Origin of the sequence: Oerskovia paurometabola (assembly GCF_016907365.1) — a bacterium.
In the GTDB taxonomy this organism is placed as follows: domain Bacteria; phylum Actinomycetota; class Actinomycetes; order Actinomycetales; family Cellulomonadaceae; genus Oerskovia; species Oerskovia paurometabola.
In genome coordinates, this window is sequence record NZ_JAFBBV010000001.1 from 2376209 (window position 1) to 2392708 (window position 16500).

16 protein-coding genes and 1 riboswitch are annotated in these 16500 nt (G+C 74.8%); all 16 genes read right to left on the reverse strand.

The window, feature by feature from the left end; all coding sequences use genetic code 11:
- Positions 1 to 203: 203 nt before the first annotated feature.
- The 16 genes from hisG to mihF all read right to left on the reverse strand — a co-directional run bounded on the left by hisG (position 204) and on the right by mihF (position 16415).
- Positions 204 to 1058, reverse strand: a complete 855-nt coding sequence (gene hisG / locus JOD48_RS10650) for an ATP phosphoribosyltransferase (RefSeq protein ID WP_191790432.1) — start codon at positions 1056 to 1058, stop codon at positions 204 to 206.
- 190 nt (positions 1059 to 1248) lie between these two features.
- The gene (locus tag JOD48_RS10655) at positions 1249 to 1512 is read right to left on the reverse strand and encodes a phosphoribosyl-ATP diphosphatase (RefSeq protein ID WP_030151355.1); all 264 of its coding nucleotides are present in this window, start codon (positions 1510 to 1512) and stop codon (positions 1249 to 1251) included.
- Positions 1513 to 1641: 129 nt separating this feature from the next.
- Positions 1642 to 2109: a 6,7-dimethyl-8-ribityllumazine synthase gene (gene ribH / locus JOD48_RS10660; RefSeq protein WP_204808955.1), complete on the reverse strand. Its 468-nt coding sequence runs from the start codon at positions 2107 to 2109 to the stop codon at positions 1642 to 1644.
- Entirely contained in the window at positions 2106 to 3521 is a 1416-nt protein-coding gene (gene ribB / locus JOD48_RS10665) for a 3,4-dihydroxy-2-butanone-4-phosphate synthase (RefSeq protein WP_204808957.1), read from the reverse strand. Before ribB ends, ribH begins: the two co-directional genes overlap by 4 nt.
- Positions 3522 to 3529: 8 nt before the next feature.
- Complete coding sequence (locus tag JOD48_RS10670) at positions 3530 to 4237, reverse strand: riboflavin synthase (protein ID WP_204808959.1); 708 nt, start codon at positions 4235 to 4237, stop codon at positions 3530 to 3532.
- Complete coding sequence (ribD, locus tag JOD48_RS10675) at positions 4237 to 5541, reverse strand: bifunctional diaminohydroxyphosphoribosylaminopyrimidine deaminase/5-amino-6-(5-phosphoribosylamino)uracil reductase RibD (protein WP_239527392.1); 1305 nt, start codon at positions 5539 to 5541, stop codon at positions 4237 to 4239. Before ribD ends, JOD48_RS10670 begins: the two co-directional genes overlap by 1 nt.
- A gap of 115 nt (positions 5542 to 5656) precedes the next feature.
- Positions 5657 to 5782, reverse strand: a riboswitch (FMN riboswitch).
- A gap of 218 nt (positions 5783 to 6000) precedes the next feature.
- Positions 6001 to 6663: a ribulose-phosphate 3-epimerase gene (rpe, locus tag JOD48_RS10680; RefSeq protein ID WP_204808962.1), complete on the reverse strand. Its 663-nt coding sequence runs from the start codon at positions 6661 to 6663 to the stop codon at positions 6001 to 6003.
- 97 nt (positions 6664 to 6760) lie between these two features.
- A complete protein-coding gene (locus tag JOD48_RS10685) occupies positions 6761 to 8437 on the reverse strand; it encodes an RsmB/NOP family class I SAM-dependent RNA methyltransferase (RefSeq protein WP_204808964.1) in 1677 nt (558 codons plus the stop codon).
- Positions 8434 to 9387, reverse strand: coding sequence for a methionyl-tRNA formyltransferase (gene fmt, locus JOD48_RS10690; RefSeq protein ID WP_204808966.1), 954 nt, complete (start codon positions 9385 to 9387; stop codon positions 8434 to 8436). Before fmt ends, JOD48_RS10685 begins: the two co-directional genes overlap by 4 nt.
- Positions 9388 to 9451: 64 nt before the next feature.
- Positions 9452 to 10099 (reverse strand): HAD family hydrolase, encoded by a 648-nt coding sequence (locus tag JOD48_RS10695; RefSeq protein ID WP_191790439.1) that lies wholly within the window; start codon positions 10097 to 10099, stop codon positions 9452 to 9454.
- Positions 10096 to 12423: a primosomal protein N' gene (locus JOD48_RS10700; RefSeq protein ID WP_204808968.1), complete on the reverse strand. Its 2328-nt coding sequence runs from the start codon at positions 12421 to 12423 to the stop codon at positions 10096 to 10098. Before JOD48_RS10700 ends, JOD48_RS10695 begins: the two co-directional genes overlap by 4 nt.
- A 52-nt stretch (positions 12424 to 12475) precedes the next feature.
- Positions 12476 to 13672, reverse strand: coding sequence for a methionine adenosyltransferase (metK, locus tag JOD48_RS10705; RefSeq protein ID WP_191790441.1), 1197 nt, complete (start codon positions 13670 to 13672; stop codon positions 12476 to 12478).
- A 65-nt stretch (positions 13673 to 13737) separates the two neighbouring features.
- Positions 13738 to 14973 (reverse strand): bifunctional phosphopantothenoylcysteine decarboxylase/phosphopantothenate--cysteine ligase CoaBC, encoded by a 1236-nt coding sequence (gene coaBC, locus JOD48_RS10710; protein WP_204808970.1) that lies wholly within the window; start codon positions 14971 to 14973, stop codon positions 13738 to 13740.
- A gap of 76 nt (positions 14974 to 15049) precedes the next feature.
- On the reverse strand, positions 15050 to 15322 hold the full coding sequence (rpoZ, locus tag JOD48_RS10715; protein WP_030151367.1) for a DNA-directed RNA polymerase subunit omega: 273 nt from the start codon (positions 15320 to 15322) through the stop codon (positions 15050 to 15052).
- Positions 15323 to 15487: 165 nt separating this feature from the next.
- Complete coding sequence (gene gmk, locus JOD48_RS10720) at positions 15488 to 16102, reverse strand: guanylate kinase (protein ID WP_204810541.1); 615 nt, start codon at positions 16100 to 16102, stop codon at positions 15488 to 15490.
- A gap of 1 nt (position 16103) precedes the next feature.
- Positions 16104 to 16415 (reverse strand): integration host factor, actinobacterial type, encoded by a 312-nt coding sequence (gene mihF / locus JOD48_RS10725; RefSeq protein WP_030151369.1) that lies wholly within the window; start codon positions 16413 to 16415, stop codon positions 16104 to 16106.
- Positions 16416 to 16500: the final 85 nt, after the last annotated feature.

Consider the following 16500-nt stretch of genomic DNA (forward strand, 5'->3'; position numbering starts at 1 on the left):
ATCGGTCGTGCGGGGAGGAGGGTGCCCGCGGGGTGGTCACGGCTCCTCGGGTGCCGGTCGCCGTGCCGCGTCGTCGCGACCGGGAGACGACGCTGCCCGGGTGCTGTCGTGGCACCCGGGCAGCGCAGGCTCGTGGCGGCCGTTCCCCGTCGACGCACTGTCCGCCGCTCGGGGTGGCCGGCTGCGACGGAGACGCGGAGGCGTCAGAGGCGGCAGGCGTGGATCGAGGTCACCAGGATCGCGCGTGCGCCGACCTCGTAGAGGGCGTCCATGAGCTTGTTGGTCTGGTCGCGGCGCACCATGGCGCGCACGGCTGCCCAGTCGCGGTCGTGCAGCGGCGAGACGGTCGGGGACTCCAGGCCGGGCGTGAGGGCCACCGCGGCCTCGACGAGGTGTGCGGGTACGTCGTAGTCCATCAGGACGTACTGGCGGGCCGTGAGGACGCCCAGCAGTCGGCGTGTGAGCGTCTCGAGGCCTGCGGAGACCGCGTCGTCGGTCACGGAGGCCGGGCGGATCAGGACGGCCTCGGACTTCAGGATGGGGTCGCCGAAGACCTCCAGGCCGGCCCCGCGCAGGGTCGTGCCGGTGGACACGACGTCCGCGACGACGTCGGCGATGCCGAGCTGGACCGCGGACTCGACCGCGCCGTCCAGGTGCACCACGGAGGCCGTGACGCCGTTGGACCGCAGGTGGTTCTCCACCAGGACCTCGTAGGACGTGGCGACGCGCAGGCCCTCGACCTGGTCGAGGGACGTGATGGTGCCCACGGGGGCGGCGTACCGGAACGTGGATCCGGCGAAGCCGAGCTGCATGTGCTCGACGGCCGCTGCGCCCGAGTCGAGCAGCAGGTCGCGGCCTGTGATGCCGGCGTCGACCGTGCCGGTGCCGACGTACACGGCGATGTCGCGCGGGCGCAGGAAGAAGAACTCGACGTCGTTGTCCGGGTCCGCGAGCACGAGCTCGCGGGTGTCGCGGCGCTGGCGGTAGCCGGCCTCGCGGAGCATGTCGACGGCGGGCTCGGACAGGGAGCCCTTGTTGGGAACGGCGATGCGGAGCACGGGGTCCTCGCGTTTCTTGGGGAGTTCGGGGGGCGGGGCGGTCAGGGGGACCGATCACCCGGTCGGCGCACCGGCGAGGGCCGGTGCGCGGGGACGGACGGTGGACGACTGCGGACGGACATGCGTGAGGGAAGCGACCCGGTGGCCTGAGCCTCCGTGCGCCTCCCCCTGGACCCGGACCTGGCCGGGTTCACAGATGCTTGTACACGTCCTGCAGGGTCAGGCCCTTGGCGAGGAGCAGCACCTGCACGTGGTACAGCAGCTGGGAGATCTCCTCGGCCGTCTTGTCGTCGCCCTCGTACTCGGCCGCCATCCATACCTCGGCGGCCTCCTCGACGATCTTCTTCCCGATCGCATGGACACCGGCATCCAGCTCCGCGACCGTGCCGGAACCGGCGGGTCGGGTGGTGGCCTTCTCGGTGAGCTCGGCGAACAGCCCTTCGAACGTCTTCACCCGACCAGGGTAGTCGCCCGGCGGTGGCCGGGTGGATCTGTCCCGCCCACCGGTCACCGGGCGACCGCGGCGCCCCTTCGGTGCGTGCGCATCGAGGGGGCGCCACGCCGTCGGGCCGTCAGCGGGTGCTCAGAGGTCGCGCAGCGCCACGACCGTCGCGATGGCCGCCTCGACGGCCTCCGCGCCCTTGTCCTCCCGGGAGCCGGGCAGCCCCGCCCGGTCGAGCGCCTGCTGCTCGTCGTCGCACGTGAGCACCCCGAAGCCCACGGGGACCCCGGTGCGTACCGAGACGTAGGTCAGGCCCGTCGTGGCGGCCGAGCACACGTACTCGAAGTGCGGGGTCCCGCCGCGGATCACGACGCCCAGCGCGACGACGGCGTCCGCGCCGTGCTCGGCGGCGCGCGCGGCCGCGACGGGCAGCTCGAACGACCCGGGGACGCGGATCTCGGTGACGTGCGTGACGTGCGCGGCCGCGAGCGCCCGGCGGGCCCCTGCGAGGAGGCCGTCCATGACCTCGGTGTGCCAGCTGGCGGCCACGACGGTGATCCGCAGTCCGGTGCCGTCGACGGTGATCTGGGGTGCTCCTGCGCCGCTCATCGGTCGTTCTCCTTGGTGGTGTGGGTGGTGGGTGCTGTGTCGGGGGTGTGCTCGGGGGTGATCTCGAGGCTGTCTAGGAGGTGGCCCATGGCGACCTTCTTCGTCATGAGGTAGCCGTGGTTGTGCTCGCCGTGCCCGACCTCGAGCCGGTGGGCGTCGGCGACGTCGATGCCGTGCGCGGCGAGCCCCGTGACCTTCGCGGGGTTGTTGGTGAGGAGCGTGACGCGGTCGAGGCCGAGGTCGTGCAGGATCGCGGCAGCGGCGCCGTACTCACGGCGGTCCACGGGCCACCCGAGCTCGAGGTTGGCCTGGACGGTGTCGAACCCGGCGTCCTGCAGCTCGTAGGCGCCGATCTTGGCGAGCAGGCCGATGCCGCGTCCTTCGTGCCCCCGCAGGTACACCACGGCCCCGCCCAGTGCGGCGACGCGTTCCATGGAGGCCTGGAGCTGGGGGCCGCAGTCGCAGCGCAGCGACCCGAACGCGTCCCCGGTCAGGCACTCGGAGTGCACGCGCACGAGCGGTGCGACGGTGGCGCCGTCCTGCCCGGTGCCGGCGAGGGCGCCGCCCCCCGCAGGGACCGCCACGGGCACGAGGGCCACGTGCTCCGCCCCGGTACGCAGGTCGCGGTACCCGTGGACGCGGAAGTGGCCGTGCGCGGTAGGCAGGTCGGCCACGCTCGTGGCCTGCACGCGGGGCACGAGCGTGGGCTGCGTGTCCTGCTCGGGGACGGCGGGGTCGTGCTCGCGGCGCCACGCGATGAGGTCGGCGATCGTGAGGAGCACCAGCCCGGCGTCCTCGGCCGCCCGGGCCGCGTCGTCGAGCCGCATCATGGTGCCGTCGTCGTTGACGAGCTCGGCGATGCCTCCGACCTCGCCTGCCCCTGCCAGGCGCACGAGGTCGACCGCGGCCTCGGTGTGCCCGGCACGGTGCAGCACCCCGCCCGGGACGGCGCGCAGGGGCAGGACGTGCCCGGGCCGGATGAGGTCGACCGCACCCGAGGCGGGGTCGGCCAGGACGTGCAGGGTCCTGGCCCGGTCGACGGCGGAGATCCCGGTCGTGACGCCCGTGGCGGCGTCGACCGTGACCGTGTAGGCCGTGCGCCTCGGGTCCTGGCTGTGGGGCACCATGAGCGGCAGGTCCAGGGCGTCGGCCCGCGCGGCCGGCATGGGCGCGCACAGGTAGCCCGAGGAGTGCCGGATGGTCCAGGCGACCCACTCGGGGGTCACGGTCCCGGCCGCGAAGACCACGTCGGCCTCATTCTCGCGGTCCGGGGAGTCGGCGACCAGGACGGGACGCCCGGCGCGGATCGCGTCGAGGGCCTCCTCGATGGTGCCGGTCCGGACGTGCCCGGGGTGCTCGGACGGGTGGGGGGTGGCGTCGCCGGGACGGGCGGCGTCGGGCTGGGGGTTCATGGCGGTGCTCATTCCTGTGCTGCGCTGGTCCTGGGGGCGTCCGCCGGGCCGGAGGCGCTCGCGGGATCGTCGGTGGCCGCGAGCGCCCGACCGTCCCGGCCGGCCAGGAGGGCGGCACCGGTCGTGAGGAGTCTCTCGACGTACTTCGCGAGGACGTCGACCTCGAGGTTGACCCGGTCCCCGGGGACGAGGGAGCCCAGGTTCGTGGCCTCGAGCGTCGTGGGGATCAGGGACACCCCGAACGAGGTGTCGTCCACGTGGGTCACCGTGAGGGACACGCCGCTGACCGTGATCGAGCCCTTCTCCGCGACGTAGCGCGTCAGCCCCGGGGGCGTGGACACGACCAGGTCGTCCCACCGCTCCCCCGGGGTCCGGCGCGCGAGGGACCCGACGCCGTCGACGTGTCCCTGCACGATGTGACCGCCCAGGCGCGTGTCGGCGCGCACGGCCCGCTCCAGGTTCACGGACGAGCCGGGGCGCAGACCGCCCAGGGCGGTGCGACGCAGGGACTCGGGCATGACGTCGGCGGTGAAGGTGCCGTCCTGTCCCACGCCCGTGACGGTCAGGCACACGCCGTCGACCGCGATCGAGTCGCCCAGGCGGGCGTCCGAGGTGGCGAGGGGGCCGTGCACCGTCAGGACGGCGTCGGAGGTCTCACCCCCGGGGAACGCGATCTCGCGGACCGTGCCGATCTCTTCGACGATTCCGGTGAACATCACTTCTCCTGTTCGGGGGTGGTGCGGTGGGTGCTGTCGTGGGGGGAGGTCCGGGCATCGGGCTCGGGTGGTCCCGCCACGCCGAGGCCGGGGGCGGTACCAGGAGGCGTGGAGGGCACGGACGGCGCAGCGGGCACGGCCCGGGCCACGACCAGGACGTCCTCGCCGAGTCGCCGCACGTCGTGCGTGGAGAAGCGGGGGGCGCCCGCGAGCGTGGTCACGCCGAGGTCTCCCACCGCCCCCAGGCCCGCACCCAGGAGCACGGGTGCGAGGTAGGCGTGGACCTCGTCGACCGTCCCAGCCGCGAGGAACGCCGTCGCCAGCCCCGGGCCGCCCTCGACCAGGACGTGGCGCACCTCGCGCGCGGCCAGCCCGGCCAGGACCGCGTGGACGTCGTGCGTACGCACGTGCAGCACGGGCCCGCCGCCGTCGCTCGTCCAGGGCCCGCCCGGCGCGAGCCGCGCGCCCGGAGGAAGGTCACGGAGCCCGACGACGACGCGCAGGGGCTGGTGCTCGGCAAGCCCCGGCTCCGGCCCGACCACCCCATCAGCGACGCGCAGGGGCTGGTGCTCGGCGAGCTCCGGCTCCGGCTCCCCTGTGCGCGCCGTGAGCGACGGGTCGTCGGCCACGACGGTCCCGGTACCCACGAGGATCGCGTCGACCTGCGCACGGACCCGGTGCGCGTGCTGGCGGGCCGTGGGCCCGGTGATCCACTGCGAGGTGCCGTCGGTGGCCGCCACGCGCCCGTCGAGGGTCGAGGCGAGCTTGAGGGTCACGTAGGGGCTCCCGCGGCGCACGGCGACGAGCCACGGCCCCAGGAGTCGCTCTCCCTCGGCCTCGCGCAGCCCGGGGGCCACCCGGATACCGGCCGCGCGGAGGCGCTCGCCGCCCCCGGTCGCGACGGGGTTCGGGTCCGCGACCGCGTAGACGACCTCGGCCACGCCCGCGTCCAGCAGCGCCTGCGCGCACGGCCCCGTGCGTCCGGTGTGGTTGCACGGTTCGAGCGTGACCACGGCCGTCGCGCCGTGCACGTCCACGCCGCGCTCGCGGGCGTCGGCCAGGGCGGCCGCCTCGGCGTGCGCGGTGCCGGCGCCCCGGTGGAAGCCTTCGGCGAGCACCACCCGGGGCGAGCCGTCCACGAGGCCGCGGGCGGCGGCGGCGGGCAGGGAGCCCGGGGGGCGGGGCGCAGGGCCCAGCAGGACGGCGCCCACGCGCGGGTTGGGGCCATGGGCCGGGCCGCGCGCGGCCAGCTCGAGCGCACGCAGCATCGCGTCGTCGATCGTCAGTGAGGGCCTGGCGCCCATGATCCTCCTCCCGGTGAGCACGACGCTCCGGGGTGAGGGGTGGTCGACGACGTCTGGGGACCTCAAGGGTCCACGGACGTCACGACACCACGGCACAGGGCTCTGCCCCGCGCCGCCACGTACTTCCTCCCATCCGGACTTTCACCGTCGGTCCTGGAGTTCCACCAGGTCAACCACGCCGAGGCGTGGGTCGCGGACTGTCACCGCCGGCTCGGAATTACACCGACCCCGGAGCACGTGTGTGCGTACTGCTGATGCTGCTGACCGTCGAGACCCTGGCTCGCGCTCCCTGAGGTGCGCTGCGCCCGGCGTCCCGTCTCCACCCAGCATGCCACACCGGGATTCCCCCGCAGGAACTCGATCCGCTGCGTCCCGCGGGCTGGAACGATGTGAACGGTCCCGGGGCGCGGCGCCCCCGAGCGGGGCGCCTGGAACGGACCGTCGGGCGGCCGGCCGGGGTCAGTGCGTGTGCTGGTCCGCGAGCGCCCGCAGGGCCGCGATCTCCTCGGGCACGTTCTCCGCGCCGTACACGGCCGAGCCGGCGACGAACACGTTGGCCCCGGCCTCGGCCGCGCGCTCGATGGTGGCGCGCGAGATGCCGCCGTCGACCTGGACCCACACGTCGAGCCCGGCGTCGGACACGGCGTCGCGGATACGGCGGACCTTGGGCAGCACGCCCTCGATGAAGGACTGGCCGCCGAAGCCGGGCTCGACGGACATGACCAGGAGCATGTCGAACTCGGGCAGCAGGTCCAGGAACGGCTCGACCGACGTCGCGGGGCGCAGCGCGAGGCCTGCGCGCGAGCCCAGGCGGCGCAGCTCGCGCGCCAGGCGCACGGGGGCGGTGGCGGCCTCGGCGTGGAACGTGACGGACGCGGCGCCGACCTCGGCGTAGCCGGGGGCCCAGCGGTCCGGGTCGGCGATCATGAGGTGCGCGTCGAGCGGCACCGGGGACACCTGGGCGAGGCGCTCGAAGATCGGCAGACCCAGGGTCAGGTTGGGCACGAAGTGGTTGTCCATCACGTCAACGTGCGCGTAGTCGGCGGTCGCGATCGCGCCCAGGTCGCGCTCGAGGTTCGCGAAGTCGGCGGACAGGATGCTGGGGGCGATGAGTGCGGACATGGGCACCAGCCTAGAGGGCGCCCCTGCGCCGTGCGCGGACGCCCCACGGCCTGGTCGGGTGGCCTTGACCACCCGACCAGGCCGTGGGCAGGGCGCCTCAGGCCCGACGGCGCAGCAGCGTCAGGTGCATCGCGTCGGTGCCGTGCACGTGTGGCCACAGCTGCACGTCGGTGCGGTCCGCGAGCGGGATGTCGTCCCCGGCGACCTGGCGCACCGCGGCGGCCGCGTCGAGGACCTCGACGTCGCCGCGCCCGGCCAGGACGTCCTTGACCACGAGCTGGGTCTCCGCGAGGTGCGGGGAGCACGTCACGTACCCGACGACGCCACCGGGACGCACGGCGTCCAGGGCTGAGCCGAGGAGCTCGCGCTGCAGGGTCGTGAGGGTCGCGATGTCCCCGGGGGTGCGGCGCCAGCGCGACTCGGGGCGGCGGCGCAGCGCGCCCAGGCCCGTGCAGGGGGCGTCGACGAGCACGCGGTCGTACGCGCCGGGCTCCTCGACCCCCACCTGGCGTCCGTCGCCCACCTGCACCCGCTCGACCGCGTCGGCGGGCACGGCCGCGAGCGCCTGCTCGACCAGACGGGCCCGGTGGGGGGCGACCTCGTTCGCGACGATGCGCGCCCCCTGCTCGCCCGCGAGGGACGCCAGGAGCGCGGCCTTGCCGCCCGGGCCCGCGCACAGGTCGAGCCAGCGCTCGTCGGGGTTCGCTGCGCCGTCGCCCGCCGAGGCACCGTCACCGGCCGAGGCGAGCGTGGGCAGCGTCGGTACTGCCGCGAACGCGAGCGTCACGAGCTGGGACCCCTCGTCCTGGACGCCGGCGGCCCCGTACCGGACCGCGGGGATCGCGGCCGGGTCCGAGCCCGACAGGACCAGGGCCGTGGGCGCCCAGCGCCCGGGGGTGGTCGTGGCGTCCCCGCGCACGTCGTGGGTGACCTCGCCCGCGAGGCGCTCGCGGCTGACCAGGCCCGGGCGGGCGACGAGCGTCACGCGCGGCGCGGCGTTGTCGGCCTCGAGGAGCTCGGCCAGGTCGTCGGCCGAGCGTCCCGTGCCGACGAGGGCCTCCCGCATGGCCCGGGCGATCCACACCGGGTGGGACTGGGTGATCGCGAGGCGAGTGACGTCGTCGGGCGCCTCGAGCGTGATGGCCTCGAGCCACTCCTCGAGGCTCGAGCGGGAGATCTTGCGCAGGACCGCGTTGACGAACTGTGCGCTGCCCGCCCCGGCACGGGCGCGGGCCAGGCCCACGGTCTCCGAGACGGCCGCGTGCTGGGCCACGCGCATGCCCAGGAGCTGGTGGGCCCCGAGACGCAGCAGGTCGAGCACGTTCGGGTCGACCTGGTCGAGGGGGCGGTCGACGCACTGGGCGATGATCGCGTCGTAGCGCCCGCGCAGGCGCAGGGTGCCGTAGGCGAGCTCGGTCGCGAACGCGGCGTCGCGACCACGGATGCCGCGTGAGCGCAGCAGCGGGGGCAGGACGAGGTTGGCGTACGCGTCGGAGGTCGCGACCTCCTGCAGGACGTCGAACGCGACGTTGCGTGCCGGGTCGGCGCCCTTGGCGCGCTGCGAGGGCGCCGCCTCCGAGCGCTGGCCCGCGCCCCGGACGCGGGCCGCCCCGCGCTCGTGTCCGCGCGCGTCACGACGGTCACCGCGGTCACCGCGGTCACTGTGGTCACTGTGGTCACGGCCACCGTGCCCGCCGTGCTCGCCGGGCCCACCGTGCCCGCCGTGTCCGCCTTCGGACCCGGGGGTGCCGCCGGTGCGTGCCTCGCCGCTCATGCGTGGTCCTTCGTCTCGTCAGGGGTGCCCAGGACGACGTGCTCACCCAGGCGGGCGCCGCGTGCCCAGTCGGTCGCGGTCATGTGCTTCTTGCCCATGGGCGCGACCTCGCCGAGCGCGACCGCGTGCGTGCCGGTGCCCACCAGGACCTCACGCTTGGCGGCGCGCAGCTCGCCGGGCGCCAGGTCGTCCACGTCGGGGCGCGGCGTCACGGGTCCCAGGCCCAGGCGGGCGCCGTCGGGCAGCGTGGTCCAGGCGCCGGGGGCGGGCGTGCAGCCGCGCACCTGGCGGTCGATCGCGAGCGCAGGGTGCGCCCAGCGCACGTGCGCGTCCTCGGGGGTCAGCTTCGCGGCCGTGCTGATCCCCTCGGCGGGCTGGACGACCGGGGACGCGGCGCCGTCCTCGATCGCGTCGAGCGTCGCCACGAGCAGCCCGGCGCCCGAGGCCGCGAGCCGGCCCAGGAGGTCGCCAGCGGTGTCGCGGGGACGGATGGTCTCGGTCATGGTGCCCAGCACGGGCCCCGAGTCCAGTCCCTCCTCGATGAGGAACGTCGTGGCTCCCGTGACCTCGTCGCCCGCGATGATCGCGCGCTGCACGGGGGCCGCGCCGCGCCAGGCGGGCAGGACCGAGAAGTGCAGGTTGACCCAGCCGAGGCGGGGGACGTCGAGCACCTCGCGGCGCAGGATCTCGCCGTACGCCACCACGGGCGCGCAGTCGACCTCCAGGGCCGCGAGCCGGGCCACGAACTCCTCGCCGCGGGGGCGGTCCGTGATGACCGGGATCCCGGCCTCCTCCGCACGCACCCGCACAGGGCTGGGTGTCAGCCGGCGGCCGCGACCCGAGGGCGCGTCGGCGCGGGTGAGGACGGCGACCACCTCGTGCCGGGAGTCGATCAGGGCATCGAGGGCCGGGACGGCCACGTCCGGGGTTCCGGCGAAGAGCACACGCATGGGGCGAGTCTAGGCGGTACGCCCCTCCCGGCCCGCCCCGGGACGGGCCTCCGCCCGGTCCCGCTCAGGAGGTGCGCACCCCGACGCCGAGGTCGCGCAGCACCGCACGCAACCCCGCGGCGTCCTCGAAGCGCAGGGTCCGGAACCCCAGCCCGGCGGCGGCCGTGACGTTCGCCACGGAGTCGTCGACGAACAGGGTGCGCGCAGGGTCCAGGGCGAAGCGCTCGGTCGCGGCCTCGAAGATGCGCGGGTCCGGCTTGACGAGCCCCACGCGCCCCGAGACCAGGACGTCCTGCATGAGCCCGATCGCCGGGGCTGCGGGCTCGGCCTCGTGGAACATCTCCGCGGACCAGTTCGTCAGGCCGTACAGCCGCACGCCGAGGGCACGCAGCTCTCGCACCACCTCCTCCGTGCCGGGCACGGGCCCCACGAGGCTCGCCGCGAAGTTCTCGGTGTACACGTCGAGCAGGCTCACGTGCTCGGGGTGGTGCTCGGCGATCTCGCGCCGCGCGTCGGCCCAGGACCGGCCCGCGTCCTGGCGGGCGTTGAACGTGGGGAAGTCGACGGCCTCGAAGAAGGCCTCGACGTCGGCGCGGTCCATGCGCCCCACGTAGGCGGCGTACGGGTCCCAGGTCACCAGGACGTTGCCGAAGTCGAACAGGACCGTGTCGATCAGGGCCCGGGTCGGGTTCTCGCGCTCGGCGGTGCTCACAACATCTCCTTGGGGTCGAGCTGGACGCGTACGCTCCCACCCTCGCGCTTCGCGGAGCGGACCGCCAGGGAGGCCGAGAGCTCGCGGGCGAGCCGGCGGCCGTCGCGCAGCGGGACGCGCACGATCGTGCGCACAGGGGGCTGTAGCGACGGGTCGCGCCCGGCCCCGCCCCGCCCAGGCCGGCCCGCGGCGTCCGGGACCTCGACGGGTCCCAGGGTCGTCGAGGCGTCCGCGAGTCCCACGCGAGCCACGACGGCGTCCACGGCCTGCCGGTCCCCCGTGACCGCGGCGACCCGCACGGCGGGCGGCAGGTCGAGCTCGCGACGCTCGGCCAGCTCACGGTCGGCGAACCCCGCCGGGTCCCAGCGCACCAGGGCGTTGGTGGGCCCGGGGGCCGCGTCGCCCACGAGCAGCACCTGGCCTCCCTCGCGGGCCGATCGCACCAGGCCTGCGGCCGTGAGCCAGCGGTGCAGCGCGTCCTGGGCGACCGCGAGGCCCACGTGCGCGGTGCTCAGCGCCGCGTCGAGCAGCAGCGCGGCGGCGTAGCCGCCCTCGGCGACGGGTTCCGCGCCCGGGGTCGCCACGATCACGGCGGGGCGCGGCCCGACGGCGGAGATCACCCCGCCCGGGGCGCTCGCCCCCGAGACACGCACCGCGACCCCCGGGAACGCCCGGCCCAGCTCCTCGGCCGTGCGCCCCGACCCGACGCGCACCGAGCGCAGGCCCGTCCAGTGGCACTCGTCGCACGACCACGCCCCGGCCAGGGCGCCGCACCACGCGCACTGCGGTGGGGCGCCCGGGCCGGGCAGCATGAGCGGCCCGTGGCACGTGCCGCAGTGCGCGGCCGTCCGGCAGCGCGCGCACGCCACGACGGGCAGGTATCCGGCTCGCGGGACCTGGACCAGGACCGGGCCCGCGCCCAGGGCGTCCCGCACGGCCCGCCACGCGGCGCTCGGCAGGCGGGCGGCGGCCCCGGCGCCCTCGGCCGCGAGCTCGACCGACGTCAGCGCCCGCACCCGTGGGGCCCGCGCACGCAGCACCTCGCGGGGGGCCGCGACCTCCCGGGCCCAGCCGGACTCGAGGAGCGCCTGGGCCTGCACCGTGCGGCTGACCGACCCCAGCAGGAACGCCGCGCCCTCGAGCTCGCTGCGCAGCGCGAGGACCTCGCGGGCGTGCGGGTAGGGCGAGCGCGGCTCGGCGAGGGTCTCCTCGCCGTCGTTCCAGCACGCCACGAGGCCCAGGTCCTGGACGGGCGCGAACGCCGCGGCGCGCGTCCCGACGACGACCCGCACCTCTCCCCGCAACGCCGCCAGGAAGCTGCGGTACCGGGGCGAGGGGCCCTCGTCGGCGGTCAGGCGCACGAACTGCCCGGCACGGCGCGCGGTGTGCGGTGCGTAGCCCGCGAGCTCGAGGGCGAGGCACATCTGGTCGACGTCGCGCGCGTCGGGCAGCACCACGAGCGCGCCACGCCCGCCCGTCACCGTCGCCCGCACGGCCTCGGCCAGCGCCAGGGCCCAGTGCTGGACGCCCTGCGCGGGGTCCTGCTCGCCCCCGCCACGGGTCGCCGGGGGACGAGCCCCCTGGACGGGCTCGCCGTCGGCCACGCGGCCGGGAAGGGCCGTCCAGACCGCACGCGGCGCGGACCCGCTGACCAGGTGGTTCAGGAACGCGGCACCGCCGCGGTAGGGCGCCCACGCGGAGGGCCGGTCAGGGTCCGGCGGCCCGGGGGGCGCCGGTGGGCTCGCGCCCTGCGGCGCGTCGCCGTCGGCGACCGGGACGCTCGCGGCGTCCCCCGCCGCCCCGGTCGCCGCACCGGGAGCGTCCTGCGTGCCCGACGGCGCGGACTCGGCCCGCGCGTGCCGCGGCGGGATCGCGAGGCGCAGCACGTCCGAGAGCGTGCCCGCGTAGTGGTCGGCGACCGTACGGCACAACGCCGCGACCTGCGGCGTGAGCACCTGCTCGGCCGACACGAGCCGCTTGAGCGGCACGAGCCGCCCGTCGTGGTCGCTCGACGCGGCGCGCGCAAGGACGTAGCCGTCGGCCTCCTGCGGCCCGAACCGGGCCTTGACCCGGACGCCGGGCTGCGCGCCCTGGGCCATGGACGCCGGGACCAGGTAGTCGAACGTCTGGTCCAGGTGGTGCGGCACCAGGTCGAGGACGACCCGCGCGACCGGTAGGTCGCTCGCGATCTCGAGCGCACCCACCGGACGGGCGGCCTTGACCTTGCCCTGGGCGGTACGACCGGCGCGCGACGGCGCCTGCGGCGCGGGGATCAGCGCGAGCTGTTCCCCCGCGTCCTCGGGAGCGGCGTCCTGGCTGGTCATGGCCCTATCTCAGCACGCGCCACCCACGCCGGGCCAACCCGCGCGACGAGGCTCAGACGGCTGCCTGCAGGGCCGCCACGCGATCCGTGCGCTCCCACGTGAAGTCGGGCAGCTCGCGCCCGAAGTGCCCGTAGGCCGCGGTCTGCGAGTAGATGGGCCGCAGCAGGTCCAGGTCGGCGATGATCGCGGCAGGGCGCAGGTCGAAGACCTCGTCGATCGCCGCGCGGATGCGCTCGACCGGGACGGTCTCGGTGCCGAACGTCTCGACGTACAGGCCCACGGGGTGCGCCTTGCCGATCGCGTAGGCGACCTGGACCTCGCAGCGGCGCGCGAGCCCGGCCGCGACGACGTTCTTGGCCACCCAGCGCGTGGCGTAGGCGGCCGAGCGGTCGACCTTCGACGGGTCCTTGCCGGAGAACGCGCCGCCGCCGTGGCGGGCCATCCCACCGTAGGTGTCGACGATGATCTTGCGGCCCGTGAGCCCGGCGTCGCCCTGCGGACCACCGATGACGAACTTGCCGGTCGGGTTCACGAGCAGGCGGAAGTCCGCGACGTCCAGGTCGAGCCCTTCGACGACCGGGGCCACGACGAGCTCGGCGACCTGGGCGCGCAGCGTGTCCTGCAGGACGTCCTCGTCGTGCTGGGTCGAGAGCACCACGGTGTCGAGGCGGACCGCGCGGTCGCCGTCGTAGCCGATGGTCACCTGCGTCTTGCCGTCGGGGCGCAGCCCGGGCAGCGACCCGTCCTTGCGGACCAGCGCCAGGCGCTCGGCGAGGCGGTGCGCGAGGAAGATCGGCAGGGGCAGCAGCGTGGGCGTCTCGTCGCTCGCGTAGCCGAACATCAGGCCCTGGTCACCGGCGCCCTGGGCGTCGAGCGGGTCCAGATCGGACGTGTCGTCGCGCTGCTCCAGGCTCTTGTCGACGCCCTGGGCGATGTCCGGGGACTGCTGACCGATCGAGACCGACACACCGCACGAGTCGCCGTCGAAGCCGATCGCGGACGACGTGTAGCCGATCCCCTTGACGACGTCGCGGATGATCTGCGGGATCTCGACGTACGCGTTGGTCGTGACCTCGCCCGCCACGTGGACCAGTCCCGTGGTGACCATGGTCTCTACCGCGACACGCGACGACGGGTCCTGCGCGAGGAGGGCGTCGAGGATCGCGTCGGAGATCTGGTCGCAGACCTTGTCCGGGTGTCCCTCCGTCACGGACTCGGACGTGAACAGGCGCAGGTCGTCAGAAGTCATGGGGTCCAGCGTACTGTCCCGCTGGGTGATACCCGACATCCGACCACTGAGACGTGAAGGAGATCTCAGTCCGTGGTCGGCGCGAGCCGCGGGGAGGCTTTGAGGACCGTGTCCCACACCGCGTCCGCGACCTCACGCTTGGTGCCCTGGGCCTGGGCGACCGTCTCGCCCTGGGCGTCGACGATCAGCACCTCGTTGGTGTCCACCCCGAAGCCCTTGCCGTGGCCCACGGGGTTGATCACGAGGAGGTCGGCGCCCTTGCGACGTGCCTTCGCGCGGCCGTGGTGCCAGACGTCGCCCGCCTCGTCGCCCGTCTCGGCCGCGAAGCCGACGACGAGCTGACCCGGTCGCAACCGCTCGCGCGCGAGCTCCGCCAGGATGTCGGGGTTCTCGACCAGCTCGATGGGAGCGGGGCCCTGCCCGGGGATCTTCTTGATCTTGGTGGACGGCGTGCGAGCCGGGCGGAAGTCCGCGACGGCGGCCGTCATGACCACCACGTCGGCCTCCGGAGCCAGCGAACGCATGGCCTCGCGCAGCTCGGCCGTCGAGCCGACCCGGACGACGTCCGTGACCTGGTCGAGCTGCTCGGTCAGGTTCGCCCCGACGAGCGTGACGTCGGCACCCCTGTCCTGGGCGGCACGGGCCAGGGCGATGCCCTGACGTCCGCTCGACAGGTTCCCGATGAAGCGCACCGGGTCGATGGGTTCGCGCGTGCCGCCGGCCGAGACGACCACACGCAGGCCGGAGAGGTCCTGGGGCACCGCCGACGCGGCGCCTCGCCCGACCACCTCGAGGGCGGTCCGCGCGATGTCCTCGGGCTCGGGCAGCCGGCCCGGGCCGGTGTCCTTGCCCGTCAGCCGACCGCTCGCCGGCTCGATCACGTGCACCCCGCGCGAGCGCAGGGTCGCGACGTTGGCCACGGTCGCGGGGTGCTGCCACATCTCGGTGTGCATGGCCGGGGCCATGACGACCGGGCACGACACGGTCAGCAGCGTCGAGGTGAGCAGGTCGTCGGCGCGACCCGCGGCCGCCCGTGCGAGGAGGTCAGCCGTGGCGGGCGCGACGATCACCAGGTCCGCACCCTGACCGAGCGCGACGTGCGCGACCTGGGGGACGTCGTCGAACACCTCGGTGCTGACCTTCTCGCCCGACAGCGCCTCGAACGTCGGGGCCCCCACGAACCGCAGGGCGGACGCGGTGGGGACGACCCGCACCTGGTGCCCCTGCTCACGCAGGAGCCGCAGCAGGAGCACGGCCTTGTAGGCCGCCACTCCCCCGGAGACCCCGAGAAGGATCCTCATGGGTACGAACCCTCCCTCTGTGCCACGCACGCCGCGCCCACCCGGACCACCGAGCCGCCCGCAGGCGGCCCCGCGGTCAGGAGGCGGGAGCCTCCACGGTCTCGATCGTGAGCAGGCCCTCGTTGATCTCGCGCATCGCGATCGACAGCGGCTTCTCCTGGTTGCGGGTCTCGACGAGCGGGCCCACGTTCTCCAGCAGGCCCTCGTTGAGCTGCGAGTAGTACGCGTTGATCTGACGGGCACGCTTGGCCGCGTAGATCACGAGCGCGTACTTGGAGTCGGCGCGCTCCAGCAGGTCGTCGATCGGCGGGTCGGTGATGCCCTCGGGGGCGGCGATGGTTCCAGACACAGTCTCACTCCGTGAGTCAGGGGGGCCTGCGGCGGCTCAGACGGTCGCCCGCAGGATGGATCAAAGAGGTTGCGCGCGCTCAAGACGCACACGCCTGACGACCAGTCTACTGGGCAGGCACAAGTCCTGGTGGTGCCCACGCCCGTGACGTCGGCACCACGAGGGTCACGCGACGGGCGTCAGACCCATCGCCTCGACGAGCGCGTCGGTCGCCCGGTGCACCTCGTCGTTGACGATCACGACGTCGAACTCGGGCTCGGCGGCCAGCTCGACGCGGGCCGTGGCGAGGCGGCGCTCACGCTCCTCGGGACCCTCCGTGCCGCGGCCGACGAGCCTGCGCTCGAGCTCCTCCCAGCTGGGCGGGGCGAGGAACACGAACCGGGCCTCGGGCATGGACTCGCGCACCTGGCGCGCGCCCTGCAGGTCGATCTCGAGCAGGGCGGGGACCCCCGCCGCGAGCTTCTCCTCGACCGGCCGGCGAGGGGTCCCGTACCTGTTGCGCCCGTGCACCACGGCCCACTCCAGCATCTCGCCCGCCTCGACCAGCCGGTCGAACTCCTCGGCGCCGATGAAGTGGTAGTGGACGCCGTCCACCTCGCCGGGGCGAGCGGCACGGGTGGTGGCGGACACGGACAACCACACCTGCGGGTACCGCGCGCGGATGTCCGCCGACACGGTCCCCTTCCCGACGGCGGTGGGTCCCGCCAGGACGGTCAGGCGGGCAGGGGTCGGTGGTGCGGCAGGCGCCGAGGCGGCCTGCGCGGTGGGTGAAGCGGAAATGTCAGCCAAACCTCTCGATGAGCGCCGCGGACTGGTGGGGTCCCAGCCCGCGGACACGACGTGTCTCGGCGATCCCGATCTCCTCCATGATCGCCCGGGCCTTCACCTTACCCACGCCGGGGAGCGACTCCAGCAGCGCGACGACGCGCAGCTTGCCGATCACGTCGTCCGTGCGGCCCTGCTCGATCACCTCGGCCAGGGAGCCCTGGGAGTGCTTCAACCGGTTCTTGACCTCGGCCCGCACTCGACGCGCCTCGGCCGCCTTCTCGAGTGCCGCCGCGCGCTGCTCGGGGGTCAGGGATGGTAGTGCCACGCAAGTCACCTACTTGTCCTCAGACGGATGGGCCCACACGTGCACCGGGGCCGCCGACCGGATCTGATGCCCCCGGTGGCGACCT

Coding starts and splice junctions, on each gene's coding strand:
- ribD (WP_239527392.1), bottom strand. CDS start 5,541: ATGGGCGCCAGGCCCTCACTGACGATCGACGACGCGATGCTGCGTGCG.
- fmt (WP_204808966.1), bottom strand. CDS start 9,387: ATGCGTGTGCTCTTCGCCGGAACCCCGGACGTGGCCGTCCCGGCCCTC.
- coaBC (WP_204808970.1), bottom strand. CDS start 14,973: ATGAGGATCCTTCTCGGGGTCTCCGGGGGAGTGGCGGCCTACAAGGCC.
- rpe (WP_204808962.1), bottom strand. CDS start 6,663: ATGTCCGCACTCATCGCCCCCAGCATCCTGTCCGCCGACTTCGCGAAC.
- metK (WP_191790441.1), bottom strand. CDS start 13,672: ATGACTTCTGACGACCTGCGCCTGTTCACGTCCGAGTCCGTGACGGAG.
- ribB (WP_204808957.1), bottom strand. CDS start 3,521: ATGAACCCCCAGCCCGACGCCGCCCGTCCCGGCGACGCCACCCCCCAC.
- ribH (WP_204808955.1), bottom strand. CDS start 2,109: ATGAGCGGCGCAGGAGCACCCCAGATCACCGTCGACGGCACCGGACTG.
- JOD48_RS10685 (WP_204808964.1), bottom strand. CDS start 8,437: ATGAGCGGCGAGGCACGCACCGGCGGCACCCCCGGGTCCGAAGGCGGA.
- JOD48_RS10670 (WP_204808959.1), bottom strand. CDS start 4,237: ATGTTCACCGGAATCGTCGAAGAGATCGGCACGGTCCGCGAGATCGCG.
- JOD48_RS10700 (WP_204808968.1), bottom strand. CDS start 12,423: ATGACCAGCCAGGACGCCGCTCCCGAGGACGCGGGGGAACAGCTCGCG.